This is a genomic window from Enterobacter sp. C3_dUdeg (assembly GCF_057536195.1).
Genome location: NZ_BAAKFX010000003.1, coordinates 367,389 through 393,406, shown reverse-complemented (window position 1 = coordinate 393,406; position 26,018 = coordinate 367,389). Strand labels below are relative to the sequence as shown.

The following is a 26,018-nucleotide window of genomic DNA, read 5'->3' as shown; positions in this document are numbered from 1 at the left end:
TTGCCGCGGAGCGGTACTTCATTTGCTTCCAGGGTGGAAACAGGGATATTCAGGAGAAAACGTGACAAAAATCCGCCAGTTATGTTTAGTCAGTGTATTGCTGACAAGCGGGATTGCCAGCGCGGCGAATGTCCGTTTGCAGGTTGAGGGGTTATCCGGGGCGCTGGAAAAAAACGTGCGTGCGCAGTTGTCGACCATCCAGAGTGATGAGGTGACGCCGGACCGGCGTTTTCGCGCGCGCGTCGATGACGCCATCCGTGAAGGGCTGAAAGCGCTGGGGTATTACGAACCCACCATTGATTTCGATCTCCGCCCGCCGCCAAAGAAGGGGCGCCAGGTTCTTATTGCCCGCGTTTCGCCGGGTGAGCCGGTATTGATTGGCGGCACGAACGTCATTCTGCGCGGCGGGGCGCGTACCGACCGGGATTACCTGGACCTGCTCAACACGCGGCCGAAAATCGGTACCGTGCTTAACCACGGTGACTACGACCATTTCAAAAAAGAGCTGACGAACGTTTCCCTGCGTAAGGGCTACTTCGACAGCCAGTTCAATAAAAGCCAGCTGGGGATTGCGCTGGATCGGCGTCAGGCCTTCTGGGATATCGATTACGACAGCGGAGAACGCTACCGCTTTGGCGATGTGACGTTTGAAGGTTCGCAAATTCGTGAAGAGTATCTGCAAAACCTCGTGCCGTTCAAAAAAGGGGATTACTACCAGTCGAGAGACCTGGCGGAACTGAACCGTCGTCTTTCCGCTACCGGCTGGTTTAACTCCGTGGTTGTCGCACCGGAATTTGATAAGTCTCGCAAAACGAAGGTGTTGCCGCTGCATGGCGTTGTCTCGCCGCGCACCGAGAACACCATTGAGACCGGTGTTGGCTACTCGACGGATGTTGGACCACGCGTGAGAACCTCGTGGAAAAAGCCGTGGATGAACTCGTACGGTCACAGCCTGACCACCAGCCTGAGCCTCTCTGCGCCCGAGCAGCAGCTGGATTTCAGCTACAAAATGCCGCTGCTGAAAAACCCGCTTGAGCAATATTACCTTGTGCAGGGCGGTTTTAAGCGCACCGACTTGAACGACACCAAGCAGGATTCTACGACCCTTGCGGTCTCCCGCTTCTGGGATCTCTCCAGCGGCTGGCAGCGCGCCATTAACCTGCGCTGGAGCCTGGACCACTTTACCCAGGCCAACGTCACCAATACCACCATGCTGCTTTATCCGGGCGTGATGATCAGCCGTACCCGCTCGCGCGGCGGCCTGATGCCGACCTGGGGCGACTCACAGCGCTACTCCATCGATTATTCCAACTCCGCCTGGGGCTCCGACGTGGATTTCTCGGTGATTCAGGCGCAAAACGTCTGGATCCGCACGCTGTACGACAAACACCGCTTTGTGATGCGCGGCAATCTCGGCTGGATTGAAACGGGAGACTTCGAGCGCGTTCCGCCGGATCTGCGCTTCTTCGCCGGGGGCGACCGCAGCATTCGTGGGTATAAGTACAAATCGATCTCACCTGAGAACGAGAAAGGCCAACTGACCGGTGCATCAAAACTGGCGACCGGATCGCTGGAGTATCAGTACAACGTCAGCGGAAAGTGGTGGGGCGCTATGTTTGTTGACGGCGGTGAGGCGGTGAACGATATCCGCCGCAGCGACTTTAAAACCGGCGCGGGCGTGGGCGTACGCTGGCAGTCACCCGTCGGGCCCATCAAGCTCGACTTCGCCGTGCCTGTCGGTGACAAAGAAGAGCACGGATTACAGTTTTACATCGGTCTGGGGCCTGAATTATGAGTTTATGGAAGAAAATAAGCCTCGGGGTGCTGATTTTTATCGTGCTGCTGCTCGGTACGGTGGCGTTTCTGGTGGGAACGACGACCGGGCTGCATCTGCTGTTTAACGCTGCGAACCGCTGGGTGCCGGGGCTGGAGATTGGCCAGGTAACGGGCGGCTGGCGCGATCTGCGTCTGAAGAATATCCGCTACGAGCAGCCGGGCGTGGCGGTGAACGCCGGGGAGTTCCACCTGGCGGTGAAGCTGGGCTGCCTGCGCGACAGCAAGCTCTGCGTCAACGATCTGTCGCTTAAAGACGTCAACGTGGCGATAGATTCGAAAAAAATGCCGAAGTCTGCGCCGGTCGAGGAAGAGGACAGCGGCCCGCTGAATCTCTCCACGCCGTACCCGATCGCGCTCTATCGGGTCGCGCTTGATAACGTCAATATCAAAATCGACGACACTACCGTGTCCGTGATGGATTTCACCTCCGGCCTACGCTGGCAGGAGAAAAACCTCACCCTGACGCCGACGTCCCTGCAGGGCTTGCTGATCGCGTTGCCGAAGGTGGCCGACGTGGCGCAGGAAGAGATCGTCGAGCCGAAGATCCAGAACCCGCAGCCGGAAGAAAAGCCGCTGGGCGAAACGCTGAAAGATCTCTTCTCGAAGCCTGTCCTGCCGGAAATGACCGACGTTCACCTGCCGCTGAACCTCAACATCGAGGAGTTCAAAGGCGAGCAGCTGCGCCTGACCGGCGATACCGATCTGACGGTCTACACCATGCTGCTGAAAGTCAGCAGCATTGACGGCAACATGAAGCTCGACGCGCTGGATATCGACACCAACCAGGGCTCGGTGAATGCGTCAGGGAATGCCCTGCTGCGCGATAACTGGCCGGTGGACATCACGCTTAACAGTGCCCTCAACATCGATCCGCTGAAAGGCGAAAAGGTGAAGGTCAAAGTGGGCGGTGCGCTGCGCGATAAGCTGGATGTCGGGGTGAATCTCTCAGGCCCGGTGGACATGGTCCTGCGCGCGCAAACGCAGCTGGCGGAAGCCGGGCTGCCGCTCAATCTGGAGGTTGTCAGCAAGCAGCTTTACTGGCCGTTCACCGGCGAAAAGCAGTTCCAGGCCGATGATCTGAAGCTGAAGCTGAGCGGCAAGATGACCGACTACGCGCTCTCGTTCCGCACCGCGGTGAAGGGACAGGGCGTGCCGCCCGCGAACATCACGCTGGATGCGAAGGGCAACGAACAGCAGGTCAACCTCGACAAGCTGACCGTCGCGGCGCTGGAAGGCAAAACCGAGCTGACCGCGCTGCTCGACTGGCAGCAGGCGATCAGCTGGCGCGGCGAGCTGAAGCTGACGGGTATTAACACCGCCAAAGAGGTGCCGGACTGGCCGTCGAAGCTGGATGGCCTGATTAAAACCCGCGGCAGCCTGTACGGCGGTACGTGGCAGATGGACGTGCCGGAAATCAAGCTCACCGGGAACGTGAAGCAGAACAAGGTTAACGTTGAAGGCTCGGTGAAAGGCAACAGCTATCTGCAGTGGGTTATCCCGGGGCTGCACGTGGCGCTGGGCCGCAACACGGCGGATATCAAAGGCGAGCTGGGGGTGAAAGATCTCAATCTGGACGCCACCATCGACGCGCCGAATCTGGATAACGCCCTGCCGGGGCTGGGCGGCACGGCGAAGGGCCTCGTGAAAGTGCGCGGTACGGTGGAGGCACCGCAGCTGCTGGCGGACATTACCGCCAATAACCTGCGCTGGCAGGAGCTGAGCGTTGCCCGCGTCCGCGTGGAAGGGGATGTGAAATCCACCGATCAGATCGGCGGTAGCCTGAACCTGCGCGTGGAGCGCATTTCTCAGCCGGACGTGAACATTAACCTGGTCACCCTGGACGCCAAAGGGAACGAGAAACAGCACGACCTCCAGCTGCGCGTGCAGGGCGAGCCGGTCTCCGGCCAGCTTCACCTTACCGGCAGCTTCGACCGCAAAGAAGAACGCTGGAAAGGGACGCTGGATAACACGCGCTTCAATACGCCGGTCGGGCCGCTGGCGCTCTCGCGCGCCATTGCCCTCGACTACCGCAACGCTGAGCAGAAGATAAGCATTGGGCCACACTGCTGGACCAACCCGAATGCGGAGCTGTGCGTGCCGCAGACCATCGATGCGGGTGCGGAAGGGCGCGCGCAGATCAACCTCAACCGCTTCGATCTGGCGATGCTGAAGCCGTTTATGCCGGACACGACCCAGGCCAGCGGCGTCTTCAGCGGGAAAGCCGATGTCGCCTGGGACACCACCAAAGAGGGGCTGCCGCAGGGCAGCGTCACGCTGTCCGGGCGTAACGTGAAGGTGACGCAGGAGGTCAACGACGCGCCGCTGCCGGTGGCGTTCGACACCCTGAACCTGAGTGCCGATCTGCATAACAATCGCGCACAGCTGGGGTGGACGATCCGCCTGACCAACAACGGTCAGCTGGACGGGCAGGTCCAGATTACCGATCCGCAGGGACGGCGTAATCTGGGCGGCAACGTCAACGTCCGTAACTTCAACCTGGCGATGGTGAACCCGATTTTCGCGCGCGGGGAAAAAGCGGAGGGCATGCTGAACGCTAACCTGCGCCTGGCCGGTAACGTGCAAAGCCCGCAGCTGTTCGGTCAGATGCGGCTCAGCGGCGTGGATATCGACGGTAACTTCATGCCGTTTGACATGCAGCCCAGCCAGATCGCGATGAACTTCAACGGTATGAGCTCGACGCTGAGCGGCTCGGTATTGACGCAGCAAGGGCAAATCAACCTGAGCGGCGACGCGGACTGGAGCCAGCTCGACAACTGGCGCGCCCGTATTGCCGCGAAGGGCAGCCGGGTACGCATCACCGTACCGCCAATGGTGCGCCTGGACGTTTCGCCTGATGTGGTCTTTGAAGCCACGCCAAGCCTCTTTACGCTTGACGGGCGCGTCGACGTGCCGTGGGCGCGCATCGTGGTTCACGACGTGCCGGAAAGCGCGGTCGGCGTCTCAAGTGATGAAGTGATGCTCAATGAAAATCTGAAACCTGTCGAACAGAAGAGCGCGGGCATACCGATCAATAGTAACCTCATCGTGCACGTGGGAAATAACGTGCGGTTGAATGCGTTTGGGCTGAAGGCGAGGCTCACGGGCGATCTGAAAGTGGCGCAGGATAAACAAGGGCTTGGCCTGAACGGGCAGATCACTATCCCTGAAGGGCGTTTCCACGCCTATGGTCAGGATCTGATTGTGCGCAAAGGCGAGCTGCTGTTCTCCGGCCCACCGGATCAGCCCCTGCTGAATATCGAGGCGATTCGTAACCCGGAAGCGACGGAAGATGACGTCATTGCTGGCGTTCGCGTCACCGGCTCCGCCGACGAACCGAAGGCGGAGATCTTCTCTGACCCGGCGATGTCGCAGCAGGAAGCCCTCTCTTATCTGCTGCGTGGACAAGGTCTGAACAGCGGACAAAGCGACAGTGCGGCGATGACCTCGATGTTAGTGGGTCTGGGGGTTGCACAAAGTGGGCAGGTTGTGGGTAAAATCGGCGAGACGTTCGGCGTAAGCAATCTGGCGCTGGACACCCAGGGCGTGGGTGACTCCTCGCAGGTGGTGGTCAGCGGCTATGTATTGCCGGGTCTGCAGGTAAAATATGGTGTGGGGATCTTTGACTCACTGGCAACTCTCACGTTACGCTATCGCCTGATGCCCAAGCTATATCTGGAAGCAGTGTCCGGCGTAGACCAGGCACTTGATCTGCTCTATCAGTTTGAGTTTTAGCAATGCGAATATTTGTCTACGGCAGTTTACGAACCAAGCAAGGCAACAGTCACTGGATGACCAATGCCCTGCTGCTGGGGAATTACAATATCGAGAACTACCAGTTGTACAGCCTGGGCCACTATCCAGGCGCGGTTCCGGGCGAAGGAACAGTACAGGGTGAAGTCTATCGTATTGATAACGCGACGCTTGCCGAACTTGATGCCTTGCGCACCAGGGGCGGTGAATACGCACGCCAGTTGATCCAGACGCCGTACGGAAGTGCGTGGATGTACGTCTACCAGCGTCCGGTCGAAGGGTTAACGCGGATTGTAAGCGGTAACTGGTTAGACAGAGACCAGTACTGAAAAAAACAACGCCACCGTGAGGTGGCGTTGTTTTTTTTATTCCTTCAACTCTCTTCTGTATCCCGGCGTCGGGTTAAAAACAGAGGAACGAACAGCATGATGTACGGGGCAATAAGCCATAAAAAACACAAGGCGCGTGAACGGCCATAGTAGTTTATGCACCGCGTATTGCTTGAAATGACGGGCAGGAAAAACAGTAAAAACAGCAGAATCACATAATCGCTTCGATAAGGGATCCATAAGTAAAACAAAAACCAGGCAAGCTGGAATGTCATGATGCAGAGATACTGCCATTTACTGTCTTTACCGTAACAGTCAAACGCCTTTATGTAGCCCATCTTTATGCTTTGAAGAAAGAAACTTAGCATGTATAACGCTCACGATCGCGACGGTCAGGAGTGTGCTCATCAGCAACGCCCCTAAAAAATAGCTTTGGGTGATATCAGTAGCACCCGAGCCTAAAGTATGCAATTTACTATAACCTCTATCTACTGCAACAAAAAGCGTATATAGCCCTATGTTAATAAAGAATTGCAGAAGACAAGAAAAAAAGATATTTCTGGGAATTGTTTTTAATAGAGTGAGTAACGCATAAATAATGCTTGATGATAGCGCGAAGTAAAGTCCGTTAAGTAAACCAGATAGTAATGCGCTATTTATTTGACTGAATATTAAATGATCGCTTCCATAGTACCATGACAGATATTCAACATAAGTACTTCTGCCAAAGACAAAGGAGGCAATAATAAGGACGAATAGGCTCATGACATGGCTTTTCTTACTCATAATTTTGCTCCCTTAGATAGCAGCTCCTTCATCGTTTTACTGGCTTCTAGCTGATCTTTGATTATGGCAAGGTCACGAGTATTGTGGTTATATTTTGCAATAGCGGTTGGTGTACCCTTACCACCATTATCCATAAAGAAGACTATATCCTTACGACCATAAAGAAGGACTTGTGGGATGGGATCACGCCCATAACTCACCGCCTGTGGAAGGGAGTGGATAGACTCTGTCGTGAGGAAGCGAGGAATATTTTCATGCTCAATATTACCTAAAGGCGTGGTGGCAACAAGGGAGCCGATAAAATCGGTCGTATACACTAACGCATCTGTATCCTTGGTCGTTACTTTTGAACCCGTAATATATTTTATCTGTTGCCAAAGGGTAATATCTTTAGGGGTAACCTTAACACCATCCATAAACATATCCTGCTTGCGTTTTAGCTGAATGACAGTACGGTGCACCTGTGTCAAAGAGGGGCTGATTTCCCCAATAGAAGGCATATAACCATCGCGGGAATACAACCGTTCAATGATAAAATAAATTCCAGTTGGGCGGGCAACATCAATGTTAATGGATGACATATGAATCCTGTAATGAATGGGGATTAATGATCATCATGACAGTATGTTGTGAACAGCCAGGCTATTCAACCACTCCCACTATAAATGATAGGGAGTCTTTTTTTGTTTTTAATATCCAAAACAAAAGGAATGGGATTATTCTTAAAAGTTAAGTTTGTACTACTCTCAACCAGGGAAATAAAAAAGCCCCGACTCGCGGGGCCTTCATTAACAGCAGTAAGAATTACTTCTTAGCAGCGCGTTCGAAGGAGGCGATGATTTCTGCTTTCGCCGCTTCTGCGTTGTCCCAGCCGTCAACTTTAACCCACTTGCCTTTTTCGAGGTCTTTGTAGTGCTCGAAGAAGTGAGTGATCTGCGCTTTCAGCAGCTCTGGCAGGTCGTTCACATCTTTGATGTGATCGTATTCTTTGCTCAGCTTGGTGTGCGGTACCGCAACCAGCTTCGCATCTTCACCGGATTCGTCGGTCATTTTCAGCACGCCAACTGGACGGCAGCGAATGACGGAGCCTGGCTCCAGTGGGTATGGCGTTGGGACCAGCACGTCAACCGGGTCACCGTCCAGAGACAGGGTGTGGTTGATGTAACCGTAGTTGCATGGATAGAACATCGCGGTAGACATGAAACGGTCTACGAACAGGGCGCCGCTCTCTTTGTCCACTTCGTATTTGATCGGATCTGCGTTAGCCGGGATTTCGATAACTACGTAGATGTCTTCTGGCAGTTCTTTACCCGCTGGGACGTTGAGTAAGCTCATGTCGGTGTCCTTTAAAATGGATGGTAAACAAGTGGCAGGTATTATAGCCAACTCGCGCTGAATGTCTCCGCCTGTTTTCGCTTTCTCTCCCCGCTTTCTCCACTTTTCAGACCGATTCCATGACAGAAAAATCCATAAACTCAGCCGCATTTTTCATGGTGAAATGAAAGCGATTACAAACTTGTGATTAACGTTTTATTCACTTTTCTGAAGTGTGATGTAACGCAATTCGTTACATATTTCATGGGCTATAGTCATTTCGCAGAACATCTTTTAACCAACAATAAACACCCCTACGAGGACGCTCATATGTGGAAGCGCTTACTTCTTGTCACAGCAGTTTCGGCAGCCATGTCGTCTATGGCGATGGCCGCTCCCTTAACCGTAGGTTTTTCGCAGGTCGGCTCCGAATCTGGCTGGCGAGCGGCAGAAACCAACGTTGCGAAAAGCGAGGCTCAGAAACGCGGCATTACCCTGAAAATCGCCGATGGTCAGCAAAAACAAGAGAATCAGATCAAAGCCGTGCGCTCCTTTATCGCCCAGGGCGTGGATGCCATCTTTATTGCACCCGTCGTGGCGACCGGCTGGGAACCCGTCCTGAAGGAAGCGAAAGACGCTGAGATCCCTGTCTTCCTGCTCGACCGTTCCATCGACGTCAAAGACAAATCCCTCTATATGACCACCGTGACCGCCAACAACGTGCTTGAAGGGCAATTGATTGGCGACTGGCTGGTGAAACAGGTCGACGGCAAGCCGTGTAACGTCGTTGAGCTGCAGGGCACTGTCGGCGCGAGCGTGGCCATCGACCGTAAAAAAGGCTTTGCTGAGGCCATCGCTAAAGCGCCAAACATCAAGATTATCCGCTCTCAGTCCGGCGACTTTACGCGCAGTAAAGGTAAAGAGGTCATGGAGAGCTTCATCAAGGCTGAAAACAACGGCAAGAACATCTGCATGGTTTACGCCCACAACGATGACATGGTGATCGGTGCGATTCAGGCAATTAAAGAAGCGGGCCTGAAGCCGGGCAAAGATATCCTCACCGGCTCTATCGACGGCGTGCCGGACATCTACAAAGCGATGATCGACGGCGAAGCCAACGCCAGCGTGGAGCTGACGCCAAACATGGCTGGCCCGGCATTCGACGCGCTGGAGAAATTCAAGAAGGACGGCACGATGCCTGAGAAGGTGACGGTCACTAAGTCCACGCTCTACCTGCCTGATACGGCGAAAGAAGAGTTAGAGAAGAAGAAGAATATGGGCTACTAAGAACCGCGCCCCTCACCCCAGCCCTCTCCCCGGAGGGGAGAGGGAAAAGGCAGGGCGGAGCTGGATATTAACAATTGGCACGATCAATCCCCTCTCCCCTCCGGGGAGAGGGTCAGGGTGAGGGGGGAAACCATGACCACTGAACAACACCAGGAAATCCTCCGCACAGAGGGCTTAAGCAAATTCTTCCCCGGCGTAAAGGCGCTGGATAACGTTGATTTCAGCCTGCGGCGCGGTGAGATCATGGCGCTGCTGGGCGAGAACGGCGCGGGAAAATCGACGCTGATTAAATCCCTCACCGGCGTTTATCACGCCGATCGCGGCACCATCTGGCTGGAAGGCAACGCCATTTCGCCGAAAAATACCGCCCATGCCCAACAGCTGGGGATCGGGACGGTGTACCAGGAAGTAAACCTGCTGCCGAATATGTCGGTGGCGGATAATCTGTTTATTGGCCGTGAGCCGCGACGTTTTGGCCTGCTGCGCCGCAAAGAGATGGAGGCGCGGGCGACAAAGCTGATGGAGTCGTACGGCTTCTCCCTTGACGTCCGCGAGCCGCTGAACCGCTTTTCCGTGGCGATGCAGCAGATCGTCGCCATCTGTCGCGCGATCGATCTCTCCGCGAAGGTACTCATCCTCGACGAACCCACCGCCAGCCTCGATACCCAGGAAGTTGAGATGCTCTTTACCCTGATGCGCCAGCTGCGCGATCAGGGCGTCAGCCTGATCTTCGTTACCCACTTCCTCGATCAGGTATATGAGGTAAGCGATCGCATCACGGTGCTGCGCAACGGCAGCTTTGTCGGCTGCCGCGAAACCCGCGAGCTGCCGCAGATCGAGCTGGTGAAAATGATGCTGGGCCGCGAGCTGGAAACCAACGCCCTTCAGCGCGCCGGGCGCACGCTGCTCAGCGAGAAACCGGTCGCCGCGTTCAGCGATTACGGCAAGAAAGGCGTGATATCGCCGTTTAATCTGGAAGTCCGCCCGGGCGAAATTGTCGGGCTGGCGGGCCTGTTAGGATCCGGACGAACCGAAACCGCCGAGGTGATCTTCGGGATCAAGCCGGCCGACAGCGGCAGCGCGCTGATCAAGGGCAAACCGCAAACCTTACGATCCCCGCATCAGGCCTCCTGTCTGGGCGTCGGCTTCTGCCCGGAAGACCGAAAAACGGACGGCATTATTGCCGCGGCCTCGGTGCGGGAAAATATCATTCTGGCGCTGCAGGCCCAGCGCGGCTGGCTGCGCCCGATCCCCCGTAAAGAGCAAAACGCCATTGCCGAGCGCTTTATCCGTCAGCTGGGTATTCGTACCCCGAGCGCGGAACAGCCTATCGAGTTCCTCTCCGGCGGCAACCAGCAGAAGGTGCTGCTCTCCCGCTGGCTGCTGACCAAACCCCAGTTCCTGATCCTCGACGAACCAACCCGCGGCATTGACGTGGGGGCGCACGCCGAAATTATCCGGCTTATCGAAACCCTGTGCGCGGACGGTCTGGCGCTGCTGGTTATTTCGTCCGAGCTGGAGGAGCTGGTGGGCTATGCCGATCGCGTCATCATCATGCGCGATCGCAAACAGGTGGCAGAGATCCCGCTGGATAAGCTGTCCGTTCCGGCGATCATGAATGCCATCGCGGCATAAGGAGTAAATCGTGATGCCCCGTTCGCTTTCGCAAACCGGTGAGTCAAAGCGCCGCTTCAGCTGGCCAACCGGCACGCCGCAAATCGCAGCGCTGCTGGTGGTGCTGCTGGTTGATAGCCTGGTCGCGCCGCATTTCTTCCAGATTATCGTGCAGGATGGCCGCCTGTTTGGCAGCCCGATAGACATTCTAAACCGTGCCGCGCCCGTGGCGCTGCTGGCCATCGGGATGACGCTGGTCATCGCCACCGGCGGGATTGACCTCTCCGTCGGCGCGGTGATGGCTATCGCCGGGGCCACGGCAGCCTCCATGACCGTGTCCGGACACAGCCTGCCGGTGGTACTGCTGGCGGCCTTAGGCACCGGCGTGCTGGCCGGATTATGGAACGGCATTCTGGTGGCGGTGCTGAAAATTCAGCCCTTTGTCGCCACCCTTATCTTAATGGTGGCCGGGCGCGGCGTGGCGCAGCTGATTACCTCCGGGCAGATTGTCACCTTTAACTCGCCGAGCCTGGCGTGGATCGGGAGCGGCAACCTTCTGTTCTTCCCGACGCCGGTGATCGTTGCCCTGGTCACGCTCGTTGTCTTCTGGCTTTTCACCCGCAAAACGGCGCTGGGCATGTTCATTGAAGCCGTCGGGATCAACATCCGCGCCGCGCGCAACGCCGGGGTCAACACCCGTCTGATGGTGATGCTGACCTACGTGCTGAGCGGCGTCTGCGCCGCCATCGCCGGGGTCATCGTCGCGGCGGATATTCGCGGGGCCGATGCCAACAACGCGGGACTTTGGCTGGAGCTGGACGCGATCCTCGCGGTGGTGATCGGCGGTGGATCGCTGATGGGCGGGCGCTTTAACCTGCTGCTCTCGGTGATTGGCGCGCTGATCATTCAGGGAATGAACACCGGGATCCTGCTCTCGGGGTTCCAGCCGGAACTCAACCAGGTGGTGAAAGCGGTGGTCGTGCTCTGCGTGCTGATCGTCCAGTCGCCGCGCTTTGTCAGCATCATTAAGGGGATCCGTGGCCATGATAAAACGTAATTTACCGTTGATGATCACGCTGGGCGTGTTTGTGCTGGGGTATCTCTACTGCCTCACCCAATTCCCCGGTTTTGCGTCGACGCGCGTGATTTGCAATATCCTGACCGATAACGCCTTTTTAGGCATTATCGCCGTCGGAATGACCTTTGTGATCCTCTCCGGTGGGATCGATCTCTCCGTCGGGTCAGTGATCGCGTTTACGGGCGTGTTCCTCGCGAAGGCGATCGGCTTCTGGGGGATCTCTCCGCTGGTGGCGTTTCCGCTGGTGCTGGCGATGGGCTGCGCGTTTGGCGCCTTTATGGGGCTGCTGATCGACGCGCTGAAAATCCCGGCGTTTATCATTACCCTCGCGGGAATGTTCTTCCTGCGCGGGGTGAGCTACCTGGTGTCGGAAGAGTCGATTCCGATTAACCATCCGGTGTACGACACGCTCTCCAGCCTGGCGTGGAAAATTCCCGGCGGCGGCCGCCTGAGCGCGATGGGGCTGCTAATGCTGGGCGTGGTGGTGATTGGCATCTTCCTCGCCCACCGTACCCGGTTTGGCAACCAGGTTTACGCCATCGGCGGTAACGCCACGTCGGCAAACCTGATGGGGATCTCCACCCGCAGTACCACCATCCGCATCTATATGCTCTCGACCGGCCTGGCGACGCTGGCGGGGATCGTCTTCTCGGTGTATACCCAGGCGGGTTATGCCCTTGCAGGCGTGGGCGTTGAGCTGGATGCGATTGCTTCTGTGGTCATTGGCGGCACGCTGCTCAGCGGCGGGGTGGGGACGGTGCTGGGAACGCTGTTCGGCGTGGCTATCCAGGGGCTGATACAAACCTATATCAACTTCGACGGCACGCTCAGCTCCTGGTGGACGAAGATCGCCATCGGCATTCTGCTGTTTATTTTTATTGCCCTGCAGCGCGGTCTTACGGTGCTCTGGGAGAACCGCCAAAGCTCACCTGTTACCCGCGTAAACACATCGGTAACAGAGCGATAACACGCTGAATTTGCTTAAAGTCTAAACATTTTCCGGTAGCGGCCGATACTCTTTTTTTATGCCCAGAAATATCTCGCTACCGGAAATAATATCATGCTTAAAACGCTATCGATTCGTACCGGCTTGCTCTCTTTACTGGCCGTTATGACCCTTCTGCTGCTGATTGTCAGCGGCATTGGCATTTATGCCCTCACACAGAGTTCTTCTTCACTGCAGCGTATTAATCACCTTCAGGGTGAGCAGATGGTGCAGCTTAATTCAGGCTATACGCTGATCCTGCGCGCGCGCAATGAGGCGGGCCAGGCCGTCCGCATGATGGAAATCGGCATGCTGGACGATGCGGCCAAAGCGGTAAAAAACATCAATCAGGAAGTTGCCCTGGCCCAGAAAACGCTGAAAGGCGTGATCGACGGCGGCGTGGCTGACGAGCAGGGACAACAGCTGCTCGATAAAGTGGCGGCCAGCCTGGCGACGTATAGCCAGCAGGGGATCAACCCGATGCTGAAAACCCTGAATGACCAGAGCGCGGACGGGTATTACGATCTGCTGGAGAAGACGCTGATTCCGGTGGCGAAGCAGTTTGATAACGACATGCAGGCGTTTCAGAAATGGAGCGAAGCGCGTGGTCAGGCGGAAGTGAGCGCCGTGCAGGCGAGTAAAACCCGCGTACTGATCCTGATTATCGTCGCAGCGCTGCTGACGGCGGGTATTATCGTGCTCGCGTGGCTGGTGCTGCGCCATATGCTGCTCAAGCCGCTCTCTGCATCGATCGCTCAGCTGGAGAACGTGGCGGCGGGGGATTTAACCCATACGCTGAATGCCCCCGCGAGCCAGGAGTTTAACCGCCTCAACGCGGTGATAGAGGAGATGCGACAGTCGCTGATGAACTCGGTTATGCGGGTACGCGATGCCAGCTCGCAAATTGACACCGGTAGCCGCGAGCTGACGTTGGGAAACCGCGATCTTGCCGAGCGTACGGAATCCACCGCCACGTCGCTGGAGCAGACGGCGGCCAGCATGGAACAGATCACCGCGACGGTGAAGCTCAACGCCGATAACGCCGAGCAGGCGCACCAGCTGGCGAAGTCGGTGTCCGACACGGCCGATCACGGCAGCGAAATGGTCTGCTACGTGATTGAAAAAATGCGCGATATCTCCGGCAGCTCGGCGCGCATCGCCGACATCCTGAGCGTGATCGACGGTATTGCCTTCCAGACCAATATCCTGGCGCTTAACGCCTCCGTGGAAGCGGCGCGCGCGGGCGAGCAGGGGCGCGGGTTTGCCGTCGTCGCGGGCGAAGTGCGAAACCTTGCCAGCCGCAGCGCCGACGCGGCGAAAGAGATCCGATCGCTTATCAGTGATTCGCAGACCCACGTTAACGAGGGCAGCGAGCTGGCCCAGCAGGCTGGCGAAACGATGGACGAAATCGCAACAGAAGTGCTGCGCATGACCAAACTGATGCGTGAGATTGCGACCGCGTCTCAGGAGCAGAGCCGCGGTATTGAGCAGGTGAATATTGCGGTGAATCAGATGGACGAAACCGCGCAGCAGAATGCCGCGCTGGTGCAGCAATCCTCCGCCGCGACCCGCTCTCTTGAGGAGCAGTCGCGTCAGCTGATTGAAGCCATGTCATCATTCAAAGTGACGACTCAGACCGCTGCATAATATTACCCAGCCCCGGTACGTTCTGTGCCGGGGTTTTATTTTTTCCGGAATTAACTGCCGCAATATTATCGTGAATTTCACCCATTAATATTTCCAGTGAGCTGGTTAAAGCTAACGCTTTTTCCGTCGGTTCAAGATATAAACCTTTGCGGAAAAATAACGGTTCATCAAAGAGTTGATTAAAGCGCTTTAAGGCCAGGCTCACCGCCGGACGTGACATCTCCAGACGCAAAGAGGCTTTTGCCATGCTGCCGCAGCGGACGATTTCAATAAATACAGGGATAAGATTTAAATCAATGCCGGTATTAGCACGGGAATAATTGTTCATTGCGATTCTGCTCCACGAAATATCTGTCAAACTGTTATGGAAATAATGCAGGAGCAGTGGTGAATATTAAAGCCTGTTTTTTATAAACACTTATACGGTAAAACATATAAATGACCAGGGGAGCCAGAACAGCTCCCCTGTAGAGAGGCATTACGCGTCCGGATACTCACGGATAAAACGTTCAACGTCTTCAACCATGTGGTTGTTGCCGACGAAGAATGAACGGCGCTGGTGAAGGCTTTCCGGCACGATATCCAGAATACGCTCTTTACCGTCGCTCGCCTTGCCGCCCGCCTGTTCGGCGAGGAACGCCATCGGGTTGCACTCGTACAGCAGGCGCAGCTTCCCGTCCGGGTGGCTGGCGGTGCTTGGGTAGAGGTAGATACCGCCTTTCAGCAGGTTACGGTGGAAATCTGCGACCAGAGAGCCAATATAGCGGGACGTGTACGGGCGCTGGGTCGCTTTATCTTCTTCCTGGCAGAATTTAATGTACTTCTTCACGCCGTTCGGGAAGCGGATGTAGTTGCCTTCGTTGATGGAGTAGGTGTTGCCCTTCTCCGGGAAGCGCATGCGTTCCTGGCTCAGGCAGAAAACGCCCAGTGAAGGATCGTACGTAAAGGCGTGAACTCCGCAGCCGGTGGTGTACACCAGCATGGTGGAGGAGCCATAAACGACGTAACCGGCAGCAACCTGGTTAATGCCCGGCTGCAGGAAATCTTCTTCGGTCACCGGCGTGCCAACAGGCGTGACGCGGCGGTAGATGGAGAAAATGGTACCGACAGAAACGTTAACGTCGATGTTTGAGGAGCCGTCGAGCGGATCCATCAGAACAACGTATTTAGCGTGTTCACACCCTTCGAAAACAACAATTTCATCTTCTTCTTCAGAGGCGATACCCGCAACGATGTCGCGCGCGCGCAGTGCAGCTTTCAATTTTTCATTTGCGAACAGATCGAGCTTCTGTTGAACCTCGCCCTGAACGTTCTCGGCACCGCTGGCACCCAGGATATCGACCAGACCGGCCTTGTTGATATCGCGGTGGATGATCTTAGCGCCCAGCTTTATTGCCGACAGCAAAGCAGTGAGTTCACCGGTAGCATGAGAGAACTCGTGCTGCTTTTCGACAATAAATTCACCTAACGTTTTCATAACACTTTCCCTGCATCTTTGTGAGTAGAGCGATTGTATGTTCACTAAAACGACTAAAGCCCAACAATCTTAACAAACATTCAAATATTAGCGCAGAGGTGAATCGCGCCAGCAACATACGGATTTACCTGAAATGCGTTTCACAGCCGCTAACATGTGAGTAAAATGTGCGCCACATTGAAGAAGGATAGTGACGTATGCGCATTCATATATTGGGGATTTGTGGCACTTTCATGGGCGGACTGGCAATGCTGGCGCGCTCGCTGGGCCATGAAGTGACAGGTTCGGACGCCAATGTGTATCCGCCAATGAGCACACTTCTGGAGAAACAGGGCATCTCGTTAATTCAGGGCTACGATGCCAGCCAGCTGGATCCCGAGCCGGATCTGGTGATCATCGGCAACGCCATGACCCGCGGCAATCCGTGCGTCGAGGCGGTTCTGGAACGCAATATTCCGTTCATGTCCGGCCCGCAGTGGCTGCATGACTTCGTCCTGCGCGACCGCTGGGTGGTTGCCGTTGCCGGTACCCATGGCAAAACCACGACCGCGGGCATGGCGACCTGGATCCTCGAAGCCTGCGGCTACAAGCCGGGCTTCGTGATTGGCGGCGTACCGGGTAATTTCGACGTTTCTGCGCGTCTGGGTGACAGCCCGTTCTTCGTGATCGAAGCCGACGAATACGACTGCGCGTTCTTCGACAAGCGCTCCAAGTTCGTGCATTACTGCCCGCGCACGCTGATCCTCAACAACCTTGAGTTCGACCACGCGGATATTTTTGACGACCTTAAAGCGATCCAGAAACAGTTCCACCACCTGGTGCGCATTGTTCCGGGCCAGGGGCGCATCATCCTGCCGGAAAACGACATCAACCTGAAGCAGACGATGGCGATGGGGTGCTGGAGCGAGCAGGAGCTGGTGGGCGAGCAGGGCCACTGGCAGGCGAAGAAACTCAACGCCGATGCCTCCGAGTGGGAAGTGCTGCTCGACGGTGAAAAAGTGGGTGAGGTGAAGTGGGGCCTGGTGGGCGAGCACAACATGCACAACGGCCTGATGGCTATTGCGGCGGCGCGTCACGTTGGCGTTCTGCCTGCGGATGCGGCCAATGCGCTGGGCTCGTTCATTAACGCCCGTCGCCGTCTGGAACTGCGCGGTGAAGCCCACGGCGTTACCGTATATGACGATTTTGCACACCACCCAACGGCCATTCTGGCAACGCTTGCCGCCCTTCGTGGCAAGGTCGGCGGGACAGCCCGCATCCTCGCGGTGCTGGAACCGCGCTCGAACACCATGAAGATGGGCATCTGCAAAGATGATCTCGCGCCGTCGTTAGGACGTGCCGATGAGGTCTTCCTGCTGCAGCCGCAGCATATTCCGTGGCAGGTGGCCGAAGTGGCCGATGCCTGCATTCAGCCCGCGCACTGGAGCGCGGATGTGGATGCGCTCGCGGATATGGTGGTGAAAGCCGCTCAGCCTGGCGACCACATTCTGGTGATGAGCAACGGCGGTTTTGGTGGGATCCATCAGAAGCTGCTGGACGGTCTGGCGAAGAAAGCGGAAGCGGCAGCCGCAGAGTAAAAAAAAGCCCGGTGGCGCTTGCGCTTACCGGGCCTACTTTCTTTTCTCCCTCGCCCCTACGGGGTGAGGGTCGGGGTGAGGGGAACAGATTACTCTTCGTTTTCAGACAGCTCGCGCAGATACTGGAAAATCAGGCGCGCAGACTTCGGCGGCTTATTCCCTTCTTTCTCTTTCTGCGCGTTGCGGATCAAAGAACGCAGCTGCTGGCGGTCGGCATCCGGCCACAGGTTCAGCACTTCCGGTACGGCGTCATCACCCTGTTCAATCAGGCGATCGCGGATCTGCTCAAGCTTATGGAAAAACGCAACCTGCTGGTTGTGGCGGTTTTTCAGCTTGTCCAGCGCCTGGCGGATCGGATCGACGTCGCGCTGACGCAGCATTTTCCCGATAAGCTGAAGCTGGCGACGACGGCCTTCTTTCTTGATTTTCTGTGCCAGTTCAATGGCATCACGCAGATCCTGGTCGAGCGGGATCTTGTCCAGCGCGTTTTTACCCAGTTCTACCATTTCTGCGCCAAGCTGTTTTAACTCTTCGGCGTCACGTTTAATTTCACTTTTACTGACCCAGATGATCTCATCATCTTCGTCTTCGATGTCATCACCGGGAACGTCGTCGAGCCAGTCTTCGGGCTGCTTAGTCATGTCAGGCTCCTTAAAAAAAGAGGCTAATGTTACCAGTTAAGACGCGCACTGAAAAACGGTTCTCTGTTAGACTTCAGATAACTCTCTCTTACAGTATGGCATTTGCGATGAAAGTAACCTCACAAGTTGAAGCGCAGCGTAAGATTCTTGAAGAAGCCGTCTCCACCGCGCTGATGCTTGCTTCAGAAAAATCAGATGGCGCCGAAGTGGCGGTCAGCAAAACCACCGGCATCAGCGTGAGTACCCGCTATGGTGAAGTGGAGAACGTAGAATTCAACAGCGATGGCGCGCTTGGGATCACGGTGTATCACCAGAATCGCAAAGGCAGCGCGTCATCCACCGATCTCAGCCCGGATGCCATTGCCCGCACGGTGCAGGCTGCGCTGGATATCGCCCGTTATACCTCCCCGGATCCTTACGCAGGCGTGGCGGATAAAGACCTGCTGGCGTTTGACGCGCCGGATCTCGATCTTTTCCACCCGGCGGAAGTGACCCCGGACGAAGCGATCGAACTGGCCGCGCGCGCCGAGCAGGCTTCCCTGCAGGCCGATAAGCGCATCACCAATACCGAAGGCGGCAGCTTCAACAGCCACTACGGCATCAAAGTCTTCGGCAACAGCCACGGCATGCTGCAGGGCTACTGCTCCACCCGTCATTCTCTCTCCAGCTGCGTGATCGCCGAAGAGAACGGTGACATGGAGCGCGACTACGCCTACACCATTGGCCGCGCGCTGGGGGATTTGCAGTCTCCTGAGTGGGTGGGTAAAGAGTGTGCCGAACGCACGCTGTCACGCCTGTCGCCGCGTAAACTCTCCACCATGAAGGCCCCGGTTATTTTTGCCAACGAAGTGGCGACCGGTCTGTTTGGCCATCTGGTGGGCGCTATCGCGGGCGGCTCGGTTTACCGTAAATCGACCTTCCTGCTCGACTCGCTGGGCAAGCAGATCCTGCCGGAATGGCTCACCATTGAAGAACATCCGCACCTGCTGAAAGGGCTGGCCTCCACGCCGTTCGACAGCGAAGGCGTGCGCACCGAACGTCGCGATATCATCAAAGACGGTATTCTGACCCAGTGGCTGCTGACCAACTACTCCGCGCGCAAGCTGGGGCTGAAAAGCACCGGACACGCTGGCGGCATCCACAACTGGCGCATTGCCGGACAGGGCCTGAACTTTGAGCAGATGCTGAAAGAGATGGGCACCGGGCTGGTGGTGACCGAGCTAATGGGCCAGGGCGTAAGCGGCATCACCGGCGACTACTCGCGCGGCGCGGCGGGCTTCTGGGTGGAAAACGGCGAAATCCAGTATCCGGTGAGCGAAATTACTATCGCCGGCAACCTGAAGGACATGTGGCGCAATATCGTTACGGTCGGTAACGATATTGAAACACGTAGCAATATACAGTGTGGTTCTGTACTTCTGCCGGAAATGAAAATCGCCGGTCAGTAATACCCGTAAAGGCGTTTTAATAATAAAAAGGAAGTGAGCAATGCGTAAACATCTGTTAGCGATCGTCGCGGCTTCAACGCTGGTTCTTGGCTCTTCTGCGTTTGCTGCCGATCTTGAAGACGACATGGGCATCCTCGGTCAAAACCTGAAGGTGGTGCAGAAAACCGACAATGCGGCTGAAATGAAAGACGCGCTGACCAAAATGCGTGAAGCGGCGCTCGACGCACAAAAAGCGACGCCTCCGAAGCTGGAAAGCAAAGCGGCAGACAGCGCAGAGATGAAAGACTACCGCCACGGCTTTGACGTGCTGGTCGGCCAGATCGACGGCGCGCTGAAGCTGGCTAACGAAGGCAAAGTGAAGGAAGCCCAGGCGGCGGCCGAGCAGTTTGTGACGACGCGTAACACCTATCACAAGAAATACCGTTAACCGATCGCGCATCTGACAAACAACCAGCGGGGGCCAGCGGCCCCCGTTTTTTTTACGCGGTAATAAGTAAACCCTATCGCCATCACATTTTTGCGTCACCGCGCCTGAACGTTTCGTTTCCCCGGCGCGCGTTTTGCCGCTGGAATACGTGATATTCATCACGCAAATACCGTCATTAATTCAGATTGACCGCATTTATGTGGCACAGATCACTGCTGCGGCTCGCCTTTCCACTTCGAAGTGGAAAACAACTCGCTACAAACAATTCCCCCCCAACGTTAGTTTTATTCCAGAGCCATTAACGGGGTAAGACCAGTGATTAACGGAGCGGTAATGAACGACGTTGGGGAACAGGCAGAGCAAACAGAACAGCTCGCGAACACCATGCTGCAGCAGGTTTATGCCCTGCTGGCCCGAAACAACATCATCCCCAATGCGGTACAGGAGCAGATGCTCACCTCCCACGTGCGCGCAATGGCGCACCGGTCCGTGACCGGCGAGCCGCTGCCGGAGGTTGAAGCAGAGCTGTTTGACGAAATTTCACCGGATTCAATGCGGCTCGCCCGTGAAGTGGTCGCGCAGTTTGGCAATCTTCCTGATGAAGAAGCCTGGCTGCTCTCCGTTCACTTTGAAGTCGCGAAAGACAACCTTTAAGGAGCAACACATGGAACAGATTACAGTCGTGATTGGCGATCGCCTGGGTAAAGGTCAGAAAGTGGCTGCCGGTGTGGAAAAAGCAGGTGGACGCGCGGTGGTCGTACCGGGCATGGCGGCGGACATGAAGCTCGGCGACGTGATGAAAGCGGAAAACGCCACCTTCGGCATCTCCTTCTGCGGCAGCGGCGGCGCGGGTGCCATCACTGCCCAAACCAAATATGGCTATAAGGCCAAATACGGCATGCGTTCGGTGGAAGAGGGCGTGACCGCCATCAACGAAGGCTGCAACGTGCTGGGCTTCGGCTTTATGGATAAAGAAGAGCTGGGCGAGCGTCTGGTACAGGCGTGGCAGAAGAAATACGGCGCATAAGCATGAAAGAACAGTTCACAACCACGGTGAGAGTGAAGGGCAAAGGCGACGCCAAAGCGCGCGCCTTTGCCGACGCGCTCAACCACGTTCAGGCCGCGGTGATGAAAGCCTCACCGCATATCTTACTGCGTATTGAGCCACAGGATGTGCAGGTCGTTCAGGCGCAAGAAGCGGTGCGAAAAGAAGCGTTTCTGTTCTTCTTTCTGCGCCGGGAAAGACGCACCTACAGCGTGGAGCTGGATGTGACCGTCAACGTGACCGCTATCAATCTTGACCAGGTGGATTTCGTCACGCAACGCTGATTATTCATAAAAGGGCAGACTGATGTTCTTAATTATATTAATAAAATCGCTCATCATTGGCGGCCTGGTTGGCGTCGGTGTTGGCGCCGGGGCTGCACGCATGTTTCATGCGCCTACCACTCAGGGTATGGGCGCGTTTCGTACGTTGGGGGAACTGAACTCCTGTGAAGGGGATCCGGCGTCCCACTTCTCCTTTGGGTTAGGTTTCTTCTTTAACGCCTGGGCCTCTTCCGTGGCCGCAGGTGCCTTCACACAGGACGTTGACCACCGCATCATCCCGAACTGGGGTGCTGCTGCACTGATGATCAAAAACCGTAACGTCGGCGAAACGCTGCACGATCCCCGCAAAATGGCGATTGCCTGCGGCGTGATCGGCATGATTGTCGTCACCTTCCTGAACCTGACCGCCTCCTCCGTTCCGGCAGCGCTCCAGGTCACCGCCGTGAAGGTGCTGGTACCGGCGGCAAACCTGCTGGTCAACACCGTCATGCCGGTGATCTTCTGGCTGGCGGCCATCGACGCGGGTAAAAAATCGGGCTTCTGGGCCACCATCTTTGGCGGCGCGGCGCAGCTGATTATGGGGAACGCCGTACCGGGCCTGGTGCTGGGGATCCTGATCGGGAAAGGTGTCGAAGAGAGCGGCTGGAACCACGTCACCAAAGTGATGATGGCGGCGATCGTCCTGCTCTTCGTGCTGAGCGGCTTCTTCCGCGGCTTCGACATGAAGATGATCGAATCCTTCCATCTGACCGTGCCGAACTGGCTCGACATGATCCACAACTCGCTCAGCGGTAAATAACAGGAGCCTCTAAATGGAACAGAATAAAGGTTTTTGGTATGCCGACTGGTCGTTCCCGATCTTCGTTGGCCTGCTCTCCTCCGGCGTTTTCGCCGGGACGCACATGTACTACCTCTACGGCATCGGCGCGTTTAACGAAGTGGCCTTCGTGGCGATGCTGAAAGCGGGGATCGATACCGGGGTTTACGGCGCGGTGGCGGCGTTCGGCGCGAGCTTCCTGTTCGCCCGCATTATCGAAGGGTCGCTGGTGGGTATTCTCGACATCGGCGGCGCCATCCAGACCGGCGTGGGCCTCGGCGTTCCGGCGCTGCTGCTGGGCGCGGGCATCATGTTCCCGGTGACCAACTTCATTGCCGCGCTGATTACCGGCCTGGTGATTGGTCTGGCGATTGGCTACGTCATCATCCTGGCGCGTAAGTTCACCATCAACCAGAGCAACTCCACCTACGGTGCAGACGTGATGATGGGCGCGGGTAACGCCTCCGGCCGCTTCCTCGGGCCGTTGATTATCCTCAGCGCCATGACCGCCTCCATTCCTATCGGCGTCGGCTCCCTGCTGGGTGCGCTGGTGTTCTACATCTGGCAGAAGCCGATCACCGGTGGCGCGATCCTCGGCGCAATGCTGTTGGGCTGGCTGTTCCCGGTCGCCCTTTAATACCCGCGGGCGCTCAGGCGCCCGCCTTATCAGGAGATCCTCATGTTTGATTTACTCCTGCGCCGTGCGCGCCTTGCCGACGATACCCTGACCGATATCGCCATTCAGGACGGGAAGATCGCGGCGCTGGGCGAGATTGACGCCCCCGCGCATAAAACGGTTGAGCTGAACGGCGACGTGTTCGTCAGCGCAGGCTGGATTGACTCCCACGTTCACTGCTACCCGAACTCCCCGATTTACCACGACGAGCCGGACAGCGTGGGCATTGCCACCGGCGTCACCTCCGTGGTGGACGCGGGCAGTACCGGTGCCGACGACGTGGACGATTTCTACGAAATCACCCGTAAAGCCTCCACCGAGGTGTTTGCCCTGCTGAACATCTCCCGCGTGGGGCTGATTGCCCAGAACGAACTGGCCAACATGGCGAATATTGACGCCGACGCGGTGAAGCAGGCGGTGAAGCGCCACCCTGATTTTATCGTCGGCCTGAAGGCGCGCATGAGCAGCAGCGTGGTCGGTGAAAACGGCATCACGCCGCTGGAGCGCGCCAAAGCCATTCAGAAAGAGAACGGCGACCTGCCGCTGATGGTGCACATCGGCAACAACCCGCCGAACCTCGACGAAATTGCCGAGCTGCTGAGCTCCGGCGACATCATCACCCACTGCTACAACGGCAAACCCAACCGCATTCTGACGCCCTCCGGCGAGCTGCGCGCCTCCATCACCTCCGCCCTGAAGCGCGGCGTGCGTCTGGACGTCGGCCACGGCACGGCGAGCTTTAGCTTTGAGGTGGCGAAACGCGCCATCGCGATGGGCATTCTGCCGCACACCATCAGCTCGGATATCTACTGCCGCAACCGCATCAACGGGCCGGTCGGCTCGCTGGCAAGCGTGATGTCGAAGTTTCTCGCCATCGGCATGTCCTTGCCGCAGGTGATTGACTGCGTCACCGCGAACGCCGCCGACGGCCTGCGCCTGGCGCGCAAGGGCCGCATCCAGCCGGGTCTCGACGCCGACCTGACGCTGTTCACGATTAAACGCCAGCCGACGGTGCTGACGGACGCCGAAAACGACAGCCTGCAGGCTGAACACATTCTGGTGCCGCTTGCCGCGATCCGCGCGGGCAAGGGCTACATGACCGAACAAGGGAGCACGGAACATGCCTTCGATTTATGAGAAGTACCATTTAAAGCAGGTTATCAACACCTCTGGCCGCATGACGGCGCTGGGCGTCTCCACGCCGCGCCCGGAAGTGGTGCAGGCGGCGATGGACGGCATGAATCACTATTTCGAGATGAAGGATCTGGTCAACAAAACCGGGGAATACATCGCGAAGCTGCTGGATGTGGAAGGCGCGACGGTAGTTTCCTGCGCGTCTGCGGGCATTGCCCAGTCCGTGGCGGCGGTGCTGGTCAAAGACAGCGACTGGCTGCTGGAAAACCTGCACGTGACCCCGATTGAGAACAACGAAATCGTCCTGCCGAAAGGCCACAACGTAAACTTTGGCGCGCCGGTGGGCACCATGGTGGCACTGGGCGGCGGCAAGCTGGTGGAGGCGGGCTACGCCAACGAATGCTCCGCCGATCAGCTGGCGGCGGCGATCACCCCGCGCACGGCGGCGATCCTCTACATCAAATCGCACCACTGCGTGCAGAAAAGCATGCTCAGCGTCGAGCAGGCGGCGGTGGTGGCGCGCAAGAACGATCTCCCGCTGATCGTCGATGCGGCGGCGGAAGAAGATCTGCACGCGTACTACCGATCCGGTGCCGATCTGGTGATCTACAGCGGCGCGAAGGCGATTGAAGGCCCAACCAGCGGGCTGGTGATCGGCAAAACCCAGTACGTTGAGTGGGTGAAGCGCCAGACCGCGGGCATTGGCCGCGCGATGAAGGTGGGCAAAGAGGGCATTCTTGGCCTGACCTGCGCCATCGAACACTACCTGACGGCGACCAAAGAGAGCGGGGCCGAGATGGTGGCGAAGATGACGCCGTTTATCGAGGCGCTCAACACCCTCAACGGCGTGACCGCGCGCGTGGTCTGGGACAGCGCCGGTCGCGATATCGCGCGCACCGAGATTAAGTTCGACGAAGCCGCAACGGGCGTCGGCACGGGCGATCTGGTGGCGAAGCTCAAGCGGGGCGAATATGCCATTTACTTCCGTGGCTACAAGGCCAACGAAGGGATTATCGAGGCGGACGTGCGCAGCGTGAATGCTGACCAGCTGAACATCGTGTATCGCCGCATTAGCGAAGTATTAGGACAGGAGAAAAAAGCATGAAACTGACCCCCAACTTTTACCGTGACCGCGTCTGCCTGAACGTGCTGGCAGGATCGAAAGCCAACGCCAGCGCCATTTACGAGGCGGCGGAAGGTCACGTGCTGGTGGGCGTGCTCTCCAAAAATTACCCGGACGTGGCGAGCGCCGTTGCCGATATGCGTGAATATGCCGCGCTGATCGATAACGCACTCTCCGTCGGCCTCGGCGCGGGGGATCCGAACCAGTCGGCGATGGTAAGCGAGATCTCCCGTCAGGTGCAGCCGCAGCACGTCAACCAGGTCTTCACCGGCGTGGCCACCAGCCGCGCGCTGCTGGGGCAGAATGAGTCGGTGGTCAACGGCCTGGTCTCTCCGACCGGCACCGTCGGGATGGTCAAAATTTCCACCGGACCGCTGAGCAGCAACGCACCGGACGGCATCGTACCGGTTGAAACCGCGATTGCCCTGCTGAAGGATTTCGGCGGCAGCTCCATCAAATACTTCCCGATGGGCGGCCTCAAGTGCCGTGACGAGTACAACGCGGTGGCGGAAGCCTGCGCCCGTCACGACTTCTGGCTGGAGCCGACCGGAGGTATCGATCTCGAAAACTATGAGGAGATCCTGCAAATCGCCCTCGACGCGGGCGTGAGCAAAATCATCCCACATATCTACAGCTCGATTATCGACAAAGCCAGCGGCGACACGCGCCCGGAAGACGTGCGTACGCTGCTTGCGATGACGAAGAAGCTGGTGAAGTAGTATCTGCCCTCGCCCTAACCCTCT

Annotated in this window: 25 protein-coding genes; 19 read left to right on the top strand and 6 right to left on the bottom strand. The window is 57.0% G+C overall.

Annotation, left to right across the window (positions count from 1 at the left end; genetic code table 11):
- Positions 1-61: 61 nt before the first annotated feature.
- The 3 genes from tamA to AC27FC_RS11855 are packed head-to-tail and all read left to right on the top strand — an operon-like array spanning position 62 to position 5,915.
- The gene (gene tamA, locus AC27FC_RS11865; protein WP_094935138.1) at positions 62-1,795 is read left to right on the top strand and encodes an autotransporter assembly complex protein TamA; all 1,734 of its coding nucleotides are present in this window, start codon (positions 62-64) and stop codon (positions 1,793-1,795) included.
- Complete coding sequence (tamB, locus tag AC27FC_RS11860) at positions 1,792-5,568, top strand: autotransporter assembly complex protein TamB (RefSeq protein ID WP_094935139.1); 3,777 nt, start codon at positions 1,792-1,794, stop codon at positions 5,566-5,568. The genes tamA and tamB overlap by 4 nt, the downstream gene beginning before the upstream one ends.
- Positions 5,569-5,570: 2 nt before the next feature.
- Positions 5,571-5,915, top strand: coding sequence for a gamma-glutamylcyclotransferase family protein (locus AC27FC_RS11855; RefSeq protein WP_014830431.1), 345 nt, complete (start codon positions 5,571-5,573; stop codon positions 5,913-5,915).
- Between the two features lie 315 nt (positions 5,916-6,230).
- Here AC27FC_RS11855 and AC27FC_RS11850 read toward each other — a convergent pair whose 3' ends face one another.
- From AC27FC_RS11850 to ppa, 3 genes are all read right to left on the bottom strand, one after another.
- On the bottom strand, positions 6,231-6,701 hold the full coding sequence (locus AC27FC_RS11850) for a hypothetical protein (RefSeq protein WP_182382950.1): 471 nt from the start codon (positions 6,699-6,701) through the stop codon (positions 6,231-6,233).
- A complete protein-coding gene (locus AC27FC_RS11845) occupies positions 6,698-7,282 on the bottom strand; it encodes a hypothetical protein (protein ID WP_032662463.1) in 585 nt (194 codons plus the stop codon). The genes AC27FC_RS11850 and AC27FC_RS11845 overlap by 4 nt, the downstream gene beginning before the upstream one ends.
- Before the next feature lie 223 nt (positions 7,283-7,505).
- Positions 7,506-8,036, bottom strand: coding sequence for an inorganic diphosphatase (gene ppa, locus AC27FC_RS11840; protein ID WP_010427397.1), 531 nt, complete (start codon positions 8,034-8,036; stop codon positions 7,506-7,508).
- 309 nt (positions 8,037-8,345) lie between these two features.
- Here ppa and ytfQ point away from each other — a divergent pair, with 309 nt between their 5' ends.
- From ytfQ to AC27FC_RS11815, 5 genes are all read left to right on the top strand, one after another.
- Positions 8,346-9,302, top strand: a complete 957-nt coding sequence (gene ytfQ / locus AC27FC_RS11835; RefSeq protein WP_014882271.1) for a galactofuranose ABC transporter substrate-binding protein YtfQ — start codon at positions 8,346-8,348, stop codon at positions 9,300-9,302.
- 132 nt (positions 9,303-9,434) lie between these two features.
- Positions 9,435-10,937, top strand: coding sequence for a galactofuranose ABC transporter, ATP-binding protein YtfR (gene ytfR / locus AC27FC_RS11830; protein ID WP_008501421.1), 1,503 nt, complete (start codon positions 9,435-9,437; stop codon positions 10,935-10,937).
- Between the two features lie 10 nt (positions 10,938-10,947).
- A complete protein-coding gene (gene ytfT / locus AC27FC_RS11825) occupies positions 10,948-11,973 on the top strand; it encodes a galactofuranose ABC transporter, ATP-binding protein YtfT (protein WP_165356711.1) in 1,026 nt (341 codons plus the stop codon).
- Complete coding sequence (gene yjfF / locus AC27FC_RS11820) at positions 11,960-12,961, top strand: galactofuranose ABC transporter, permease protein YjfF (protein WP_023293434.1); 1,002 nt, start codon at positions 11,960-11,962, stop codon at positions 12,959-12,961. The genes ytfT and yjfF overlap by 14 nt, the downstream gene beginning before the upstream one ends.
- Before the next feature lie 93 nt (positions 12,962-13,054).
- On the top strand, positions 13,055-14,626 hold the full coding sequence (locus AC27FC_RS11815; RefSeq protein ID WP_196354826.1) for a methyl-accepting chemotaxis protein: 1,572 nt from the start codon (positions 13,055-13,057) through the stop codon (positions 14,624-14,626).
- Here the strand turns inward: AC27FC_RS11815 and AC27FC_RS11810 are convergent.
- Together AC27FC_RS11810 and fbp are read right to left on the bottom strand one after the other, a co-directional pair.
- Entirely contained in the window at positions 14,598-14,954 is a 357-nt protein-coding gene (locus tag AC27FC_RS11810) for a helix-turn-helix domain-containing protein (protein WP_033144492.1), read from the bottom strand. The two genes, AC27FC_RS11815 and AC27FC_RS11810, sit on opposite strands and share 29 nt — an antisense overlap.
- Before the next feature lie 150 nt (positions 14,955-15,104).
- Entirely contained in the window at positions 15,105-16,103 is a 999-nt protein-coding gene (fbp, locus tag AC27FC_RS11805) for a class 1 fructose-bisphosphatase (protein WP_023310178.1), read from the bottom strand.
- A 197-nt stretch (positions 16,104-16,300) separates the two neighbouring features.
- Here fbp and mpl point away from each other — a divergent pair, with 197 nt between their 5' ends.
- Entirely contained in the window at positions 16,301-17,680 is a 1,380-nt protein-coding gene (gene mpl, locus AC27FC_RS11800) for a UDP-N-acetylmuramate:L-alanyl-gamma-D-glutamyl-meso-diaminopimelate ligase (protein WP_029739256.1), read from the top strand.
- A gap of 89 nt (positions 17,681-17,769) precedes the next feature.
- Here the strand turns inward: mpl and yjgA are convergent, their stop codons facing one another.
- Positions 17,770-18,321 (bottom strand): ribosome biogenesis factor YjgA, encoded by a 552-nt coding sequence (gene yjgA / locus AC27FC_RS11795; RefSeq protein WP_029739257.1) that lies wholly within the window; start codon positions 18,319-18,321, stop codon positions 17,770-17,772.
- A 95-nt stretch (positions 18,322-18,416) separates the two neighbouring features.
- On the opposite strand from yjgA, the gene pmbA reads away from it, so the two are divergent.
- The 10 genes from pmbA to dagF all read left to right on the top strand — a co-directional run bounded on the left by pmbA (position 18,417) and on the right by dagF (position 25,994).
- Positions 18,417-19,769, top strand: coding sequence for a metalloprotease PmbA (gene pmbA / locus AC27FC_RS11790; RefSeq protein WP_023310180.1), 1,353 nt, complete (start codon positions 18,417-18,419; stop codon positions 19,767-19,769).
- 40 nt (positions 19,770-19,809) lie between these two features.
- On the top strand, positions 19,810-20,196 hold the full coding sequence (gene cybC / locus AC27FC_RS11785; RefSeq protein ID WP_008501412.1) for a cytochrome b562: 387 nt from the start codon (positions 19,810-19,812) through the stop codon (positions 20,194-20,196).
- A 315-nt stretch (positions 20,197-20,511) separates the two neighbouring features.
- Entirely contained in the window at positions 20,512-20,850 is a 339-nt protein-coding gene (locus AC27FC_RS11780) for a glycine dehydrogenase (RefSeq protein ID WP_025911967.1), read from the top strand.
- Between the two features lie 10 nt (positions 20,851-20,860).
- Positions 20,861-21,223: an SFCGS family glycine-rich protein gene (locus tag AC27FC_RS11775; RefSeq protein ID WP_023293430.1), complete on the top strand. Its 363-nt coding sequence runs from the start codon at positions 20,861-20,863 to the stop codon at positions 21,221-21,223.
- A gap of 2 nt (positions 21,224-21,225) precedes the next feature.
- On the top strand, positions 21,226-21,525 hold the full coding sequence (locus AC27FC_RS11770) for a DUF4312 family protein (protein WP_006810338.1): 300 nt from the start codon (positions 21,226-21,228) through the stop codon (positions 21,523-21,525).
- A 22-nt stretch (positions 21,526-21,547) separates the two neighbouring features.
- Complete coding sequence (locus AC27FC_RS11765; protein ID WP_008501408.1) at positions 21,548-22,324, top strand: DUF4311 domain-containing protein; 777 nt, start codon at positions 21,548-21,550, stop codon at positions 22,322-22,324.
- Positions 22,325-22,337: 13 nt separating this feature from the next.
- Positions 22,338-22,979 carry a DUF4310 family protein gene (locus AC27FC_RS11760; protein ID WP_023310183.1) on the top strand — a complete coding sequence of 214 codons (642 nt, stop codon included), beginning with the start codon at positions 22,338-22,340 and terminating at the stop codon, positions 22,977-22,979.
- 42 nt (positions 22,980-23,021) lie between these two features.
- Positions 23,022-24,155: an amidohydrolase/deacetylase family metallohydrolase gene (locus AC27FC_RS11755; RefSeq protein ID WP_094935144.1), complete on the top strand. Its 1,134-nt coding sequence runs from the start codon at positions 23,022-23,024 to the stop codon at positions 24,153-24,155.
- Complete coding sequence (locus AC27FC_RS11750; protein ID WP_196354828.1) at positions 24,139-25,257, top strand: DgaE family pyridoxal phosphate-dependent ammonia lyase; 1,119 nt, start codon at positions 24,139-24,141, stop codon at positions 25,255-25,257. The genes AC27FC_RS11755 and AC27FC_RS11750 overlap by 17 nt, the downstream gene beginning before the upstream one ends.
- On the top strand, positions 25,254-25,994 hold the full coding sequence (gene dagF, locus AC27FC_RS11745) for a 2-dehydro-3-deoxy-phosphogluconate aldolase (RefSeq protein WP_033144496.1): 741 nt from the start codon (positions 25,254-25,256) through the stop codon (positions 25,992-25,994). The genes AC27FC_RS11750 and dagF overlap by 4 nt, the downstream gene beginning before the upstream one ends.
- Positions 25,995-26,018 lie beyond the last annotated feature (24 nt).

Excerpts from the sequence above, each read along its gene's own strand:
- AC27FC_RS11760 (WP_023310183.1), top strand. The coding sequence starts at position 22,338 with ATGGAACAGAATAAAGGTTTTTGGTATGCCGACTGGTCGTTCCCGATC.
- AC27FC_RS11850 (WP_182382950.1), bottom strand. The coding sequence starts at position 6,701 with ATGAGTAAGAAAAGCCATGTCATGAGCCTATTCGTCCTTATTATTGCC.
- fbp (WP_023310178.1), bottom strand. The coding sequence starts at position 16,103 with ATGAAAACGTTAGGTGAATTTATTGTCGAAAAGCAGCACGAGTTCTCT.
- yjgA (WP_029739257.1), bottom strand. The coding sequence starts at position 18,321 with ATGACTAAGCAGCCCGAAGACTGGCTCGACGACGTTCCCGGTGATGAC.
- AC27FC_RS11815 (WP_196354826.1), top strand. The coding sequence starts at position 13,055 with ATGCTTAAAACGCTATCGATTCGTACCGGCTTGCTCTCTTTACTGGCC.
- AC27FC_RS11770 (WP_006810338.1), top strand. The coding sequence starts at position 21,226 with ATGAAAGAACAGTTCACAACCACGGTGAGAGTGAAGGGCAAAGGCGAC.
- dagF (WP_033144496.1), top strand. The coding sequence starts at position 25,254 with ATGAAACTGACCCCCAACTTTTACCGTGACCGCGTCTGCCTGAACGTG.
- yjfF (WP_023293434.1), top strand. The coding sequence starts at position 11,960 with ATGATAAAACGTAATTTACCGTTGATGATCACGCTGGGCGTGTTTGTG.
- AC27FC_RS11775 (WP_023293430.1), top strand. The coding sequence starts at position 20,861 with ATGGAACAGATTACAGTCGTGATTGGCGATCGCCTGGGTAAAGGTCAG.
- AC27FC_RS11765 (WP_008501408.1), top strand. The coding sequence starts at position 21,548 with ATGTTCTTAATTATATTAATAAAATCGCTCATCATTGGCGGCCTGGTT.
- AC27FC_RS11810 (WP_033144492.1), bottom strand. The coding sequence starts at position 14,954 with ATGAACAATTATTCCCGTGCTAATACCGGCATTGATTTAAATCTTATC.
- tamB (WP_094935139.1), top strand. The coding sequence starts at position 1,792 with ATGAGTTTATGGAAGAAAATAAGCCTCGGGGTGCTGATTTTTATCGTG.
- ytfR (WP_008501421.1), top strand. The coding sequence starts at position 9,435 with ATGACCACTGAACAACACCAGGAAATCCTCCGCACAGAGGGCTTAAGC.
- AC27FC_RS11845 (WP_032662463.1), bottom strand. The coding sequence starts at position 7,282 with ATGTCATCCATTAACATTGATGTTGCCCGCCCAACTGGAATTTATTTT.
- cybC (WP_008501412.1), top strand. The coding sequence starts at position 19,810 with ATGCGTAAACATCTGTTAGCGATCGTCGCGGCTTCAACGCTGGTTCTT.
- ytfQ (WP_014882271.1), top strand. The coding sequence starts at position 8,346 with ATGTGGAAGCGCTTACTTCTTGTCACAGCAGTTTCGGCAGCCATGTCG.
- pmbA (WP_023310180.1), top strand. The coding sequence starts at position 18,417 with ATGGCATTTGCGATGAAAGTAACCTCACAAGTTGAAGCGCAGCGTAAG.
- mpl (WP_029739256.1), top strand. The coding sequence starts at position 16,301 with ATGCGCATTCATATATTGGGGATTTGTGGCACTTTCATGGGCGGACTG.
- AC27FC_RS11855 (WP_014830431.1), top strand. The coding sequence starts at position 5,571 with ATGCGAATATTTGTCTACGGCAGTTTACGAACCAAGCAAGGCAACAGT.
- AC27FC_RS11750 (WP_196354828.1), top strand. The coding sequence starts at position 24,139 with ATGCCTTCGATTTATGAGAAGTACCATTTAAAGCAGGTTATCAACACC.
- ppa (WP_010427397.1), bottom strand. The coding sequence starts at position 8,036 with ATGAGCTTACTCAACGTCCCAGCGGGTAAAGAACTGCCAGAAGACATC.
- AC27FC_RS11755 (WP_094935144.1), top strand. The coding sequence starts at position 23,022 with ATGTTTGATTTACTCCTGCGCCGTGCGCGCCTTGCCGACGATACCCTG.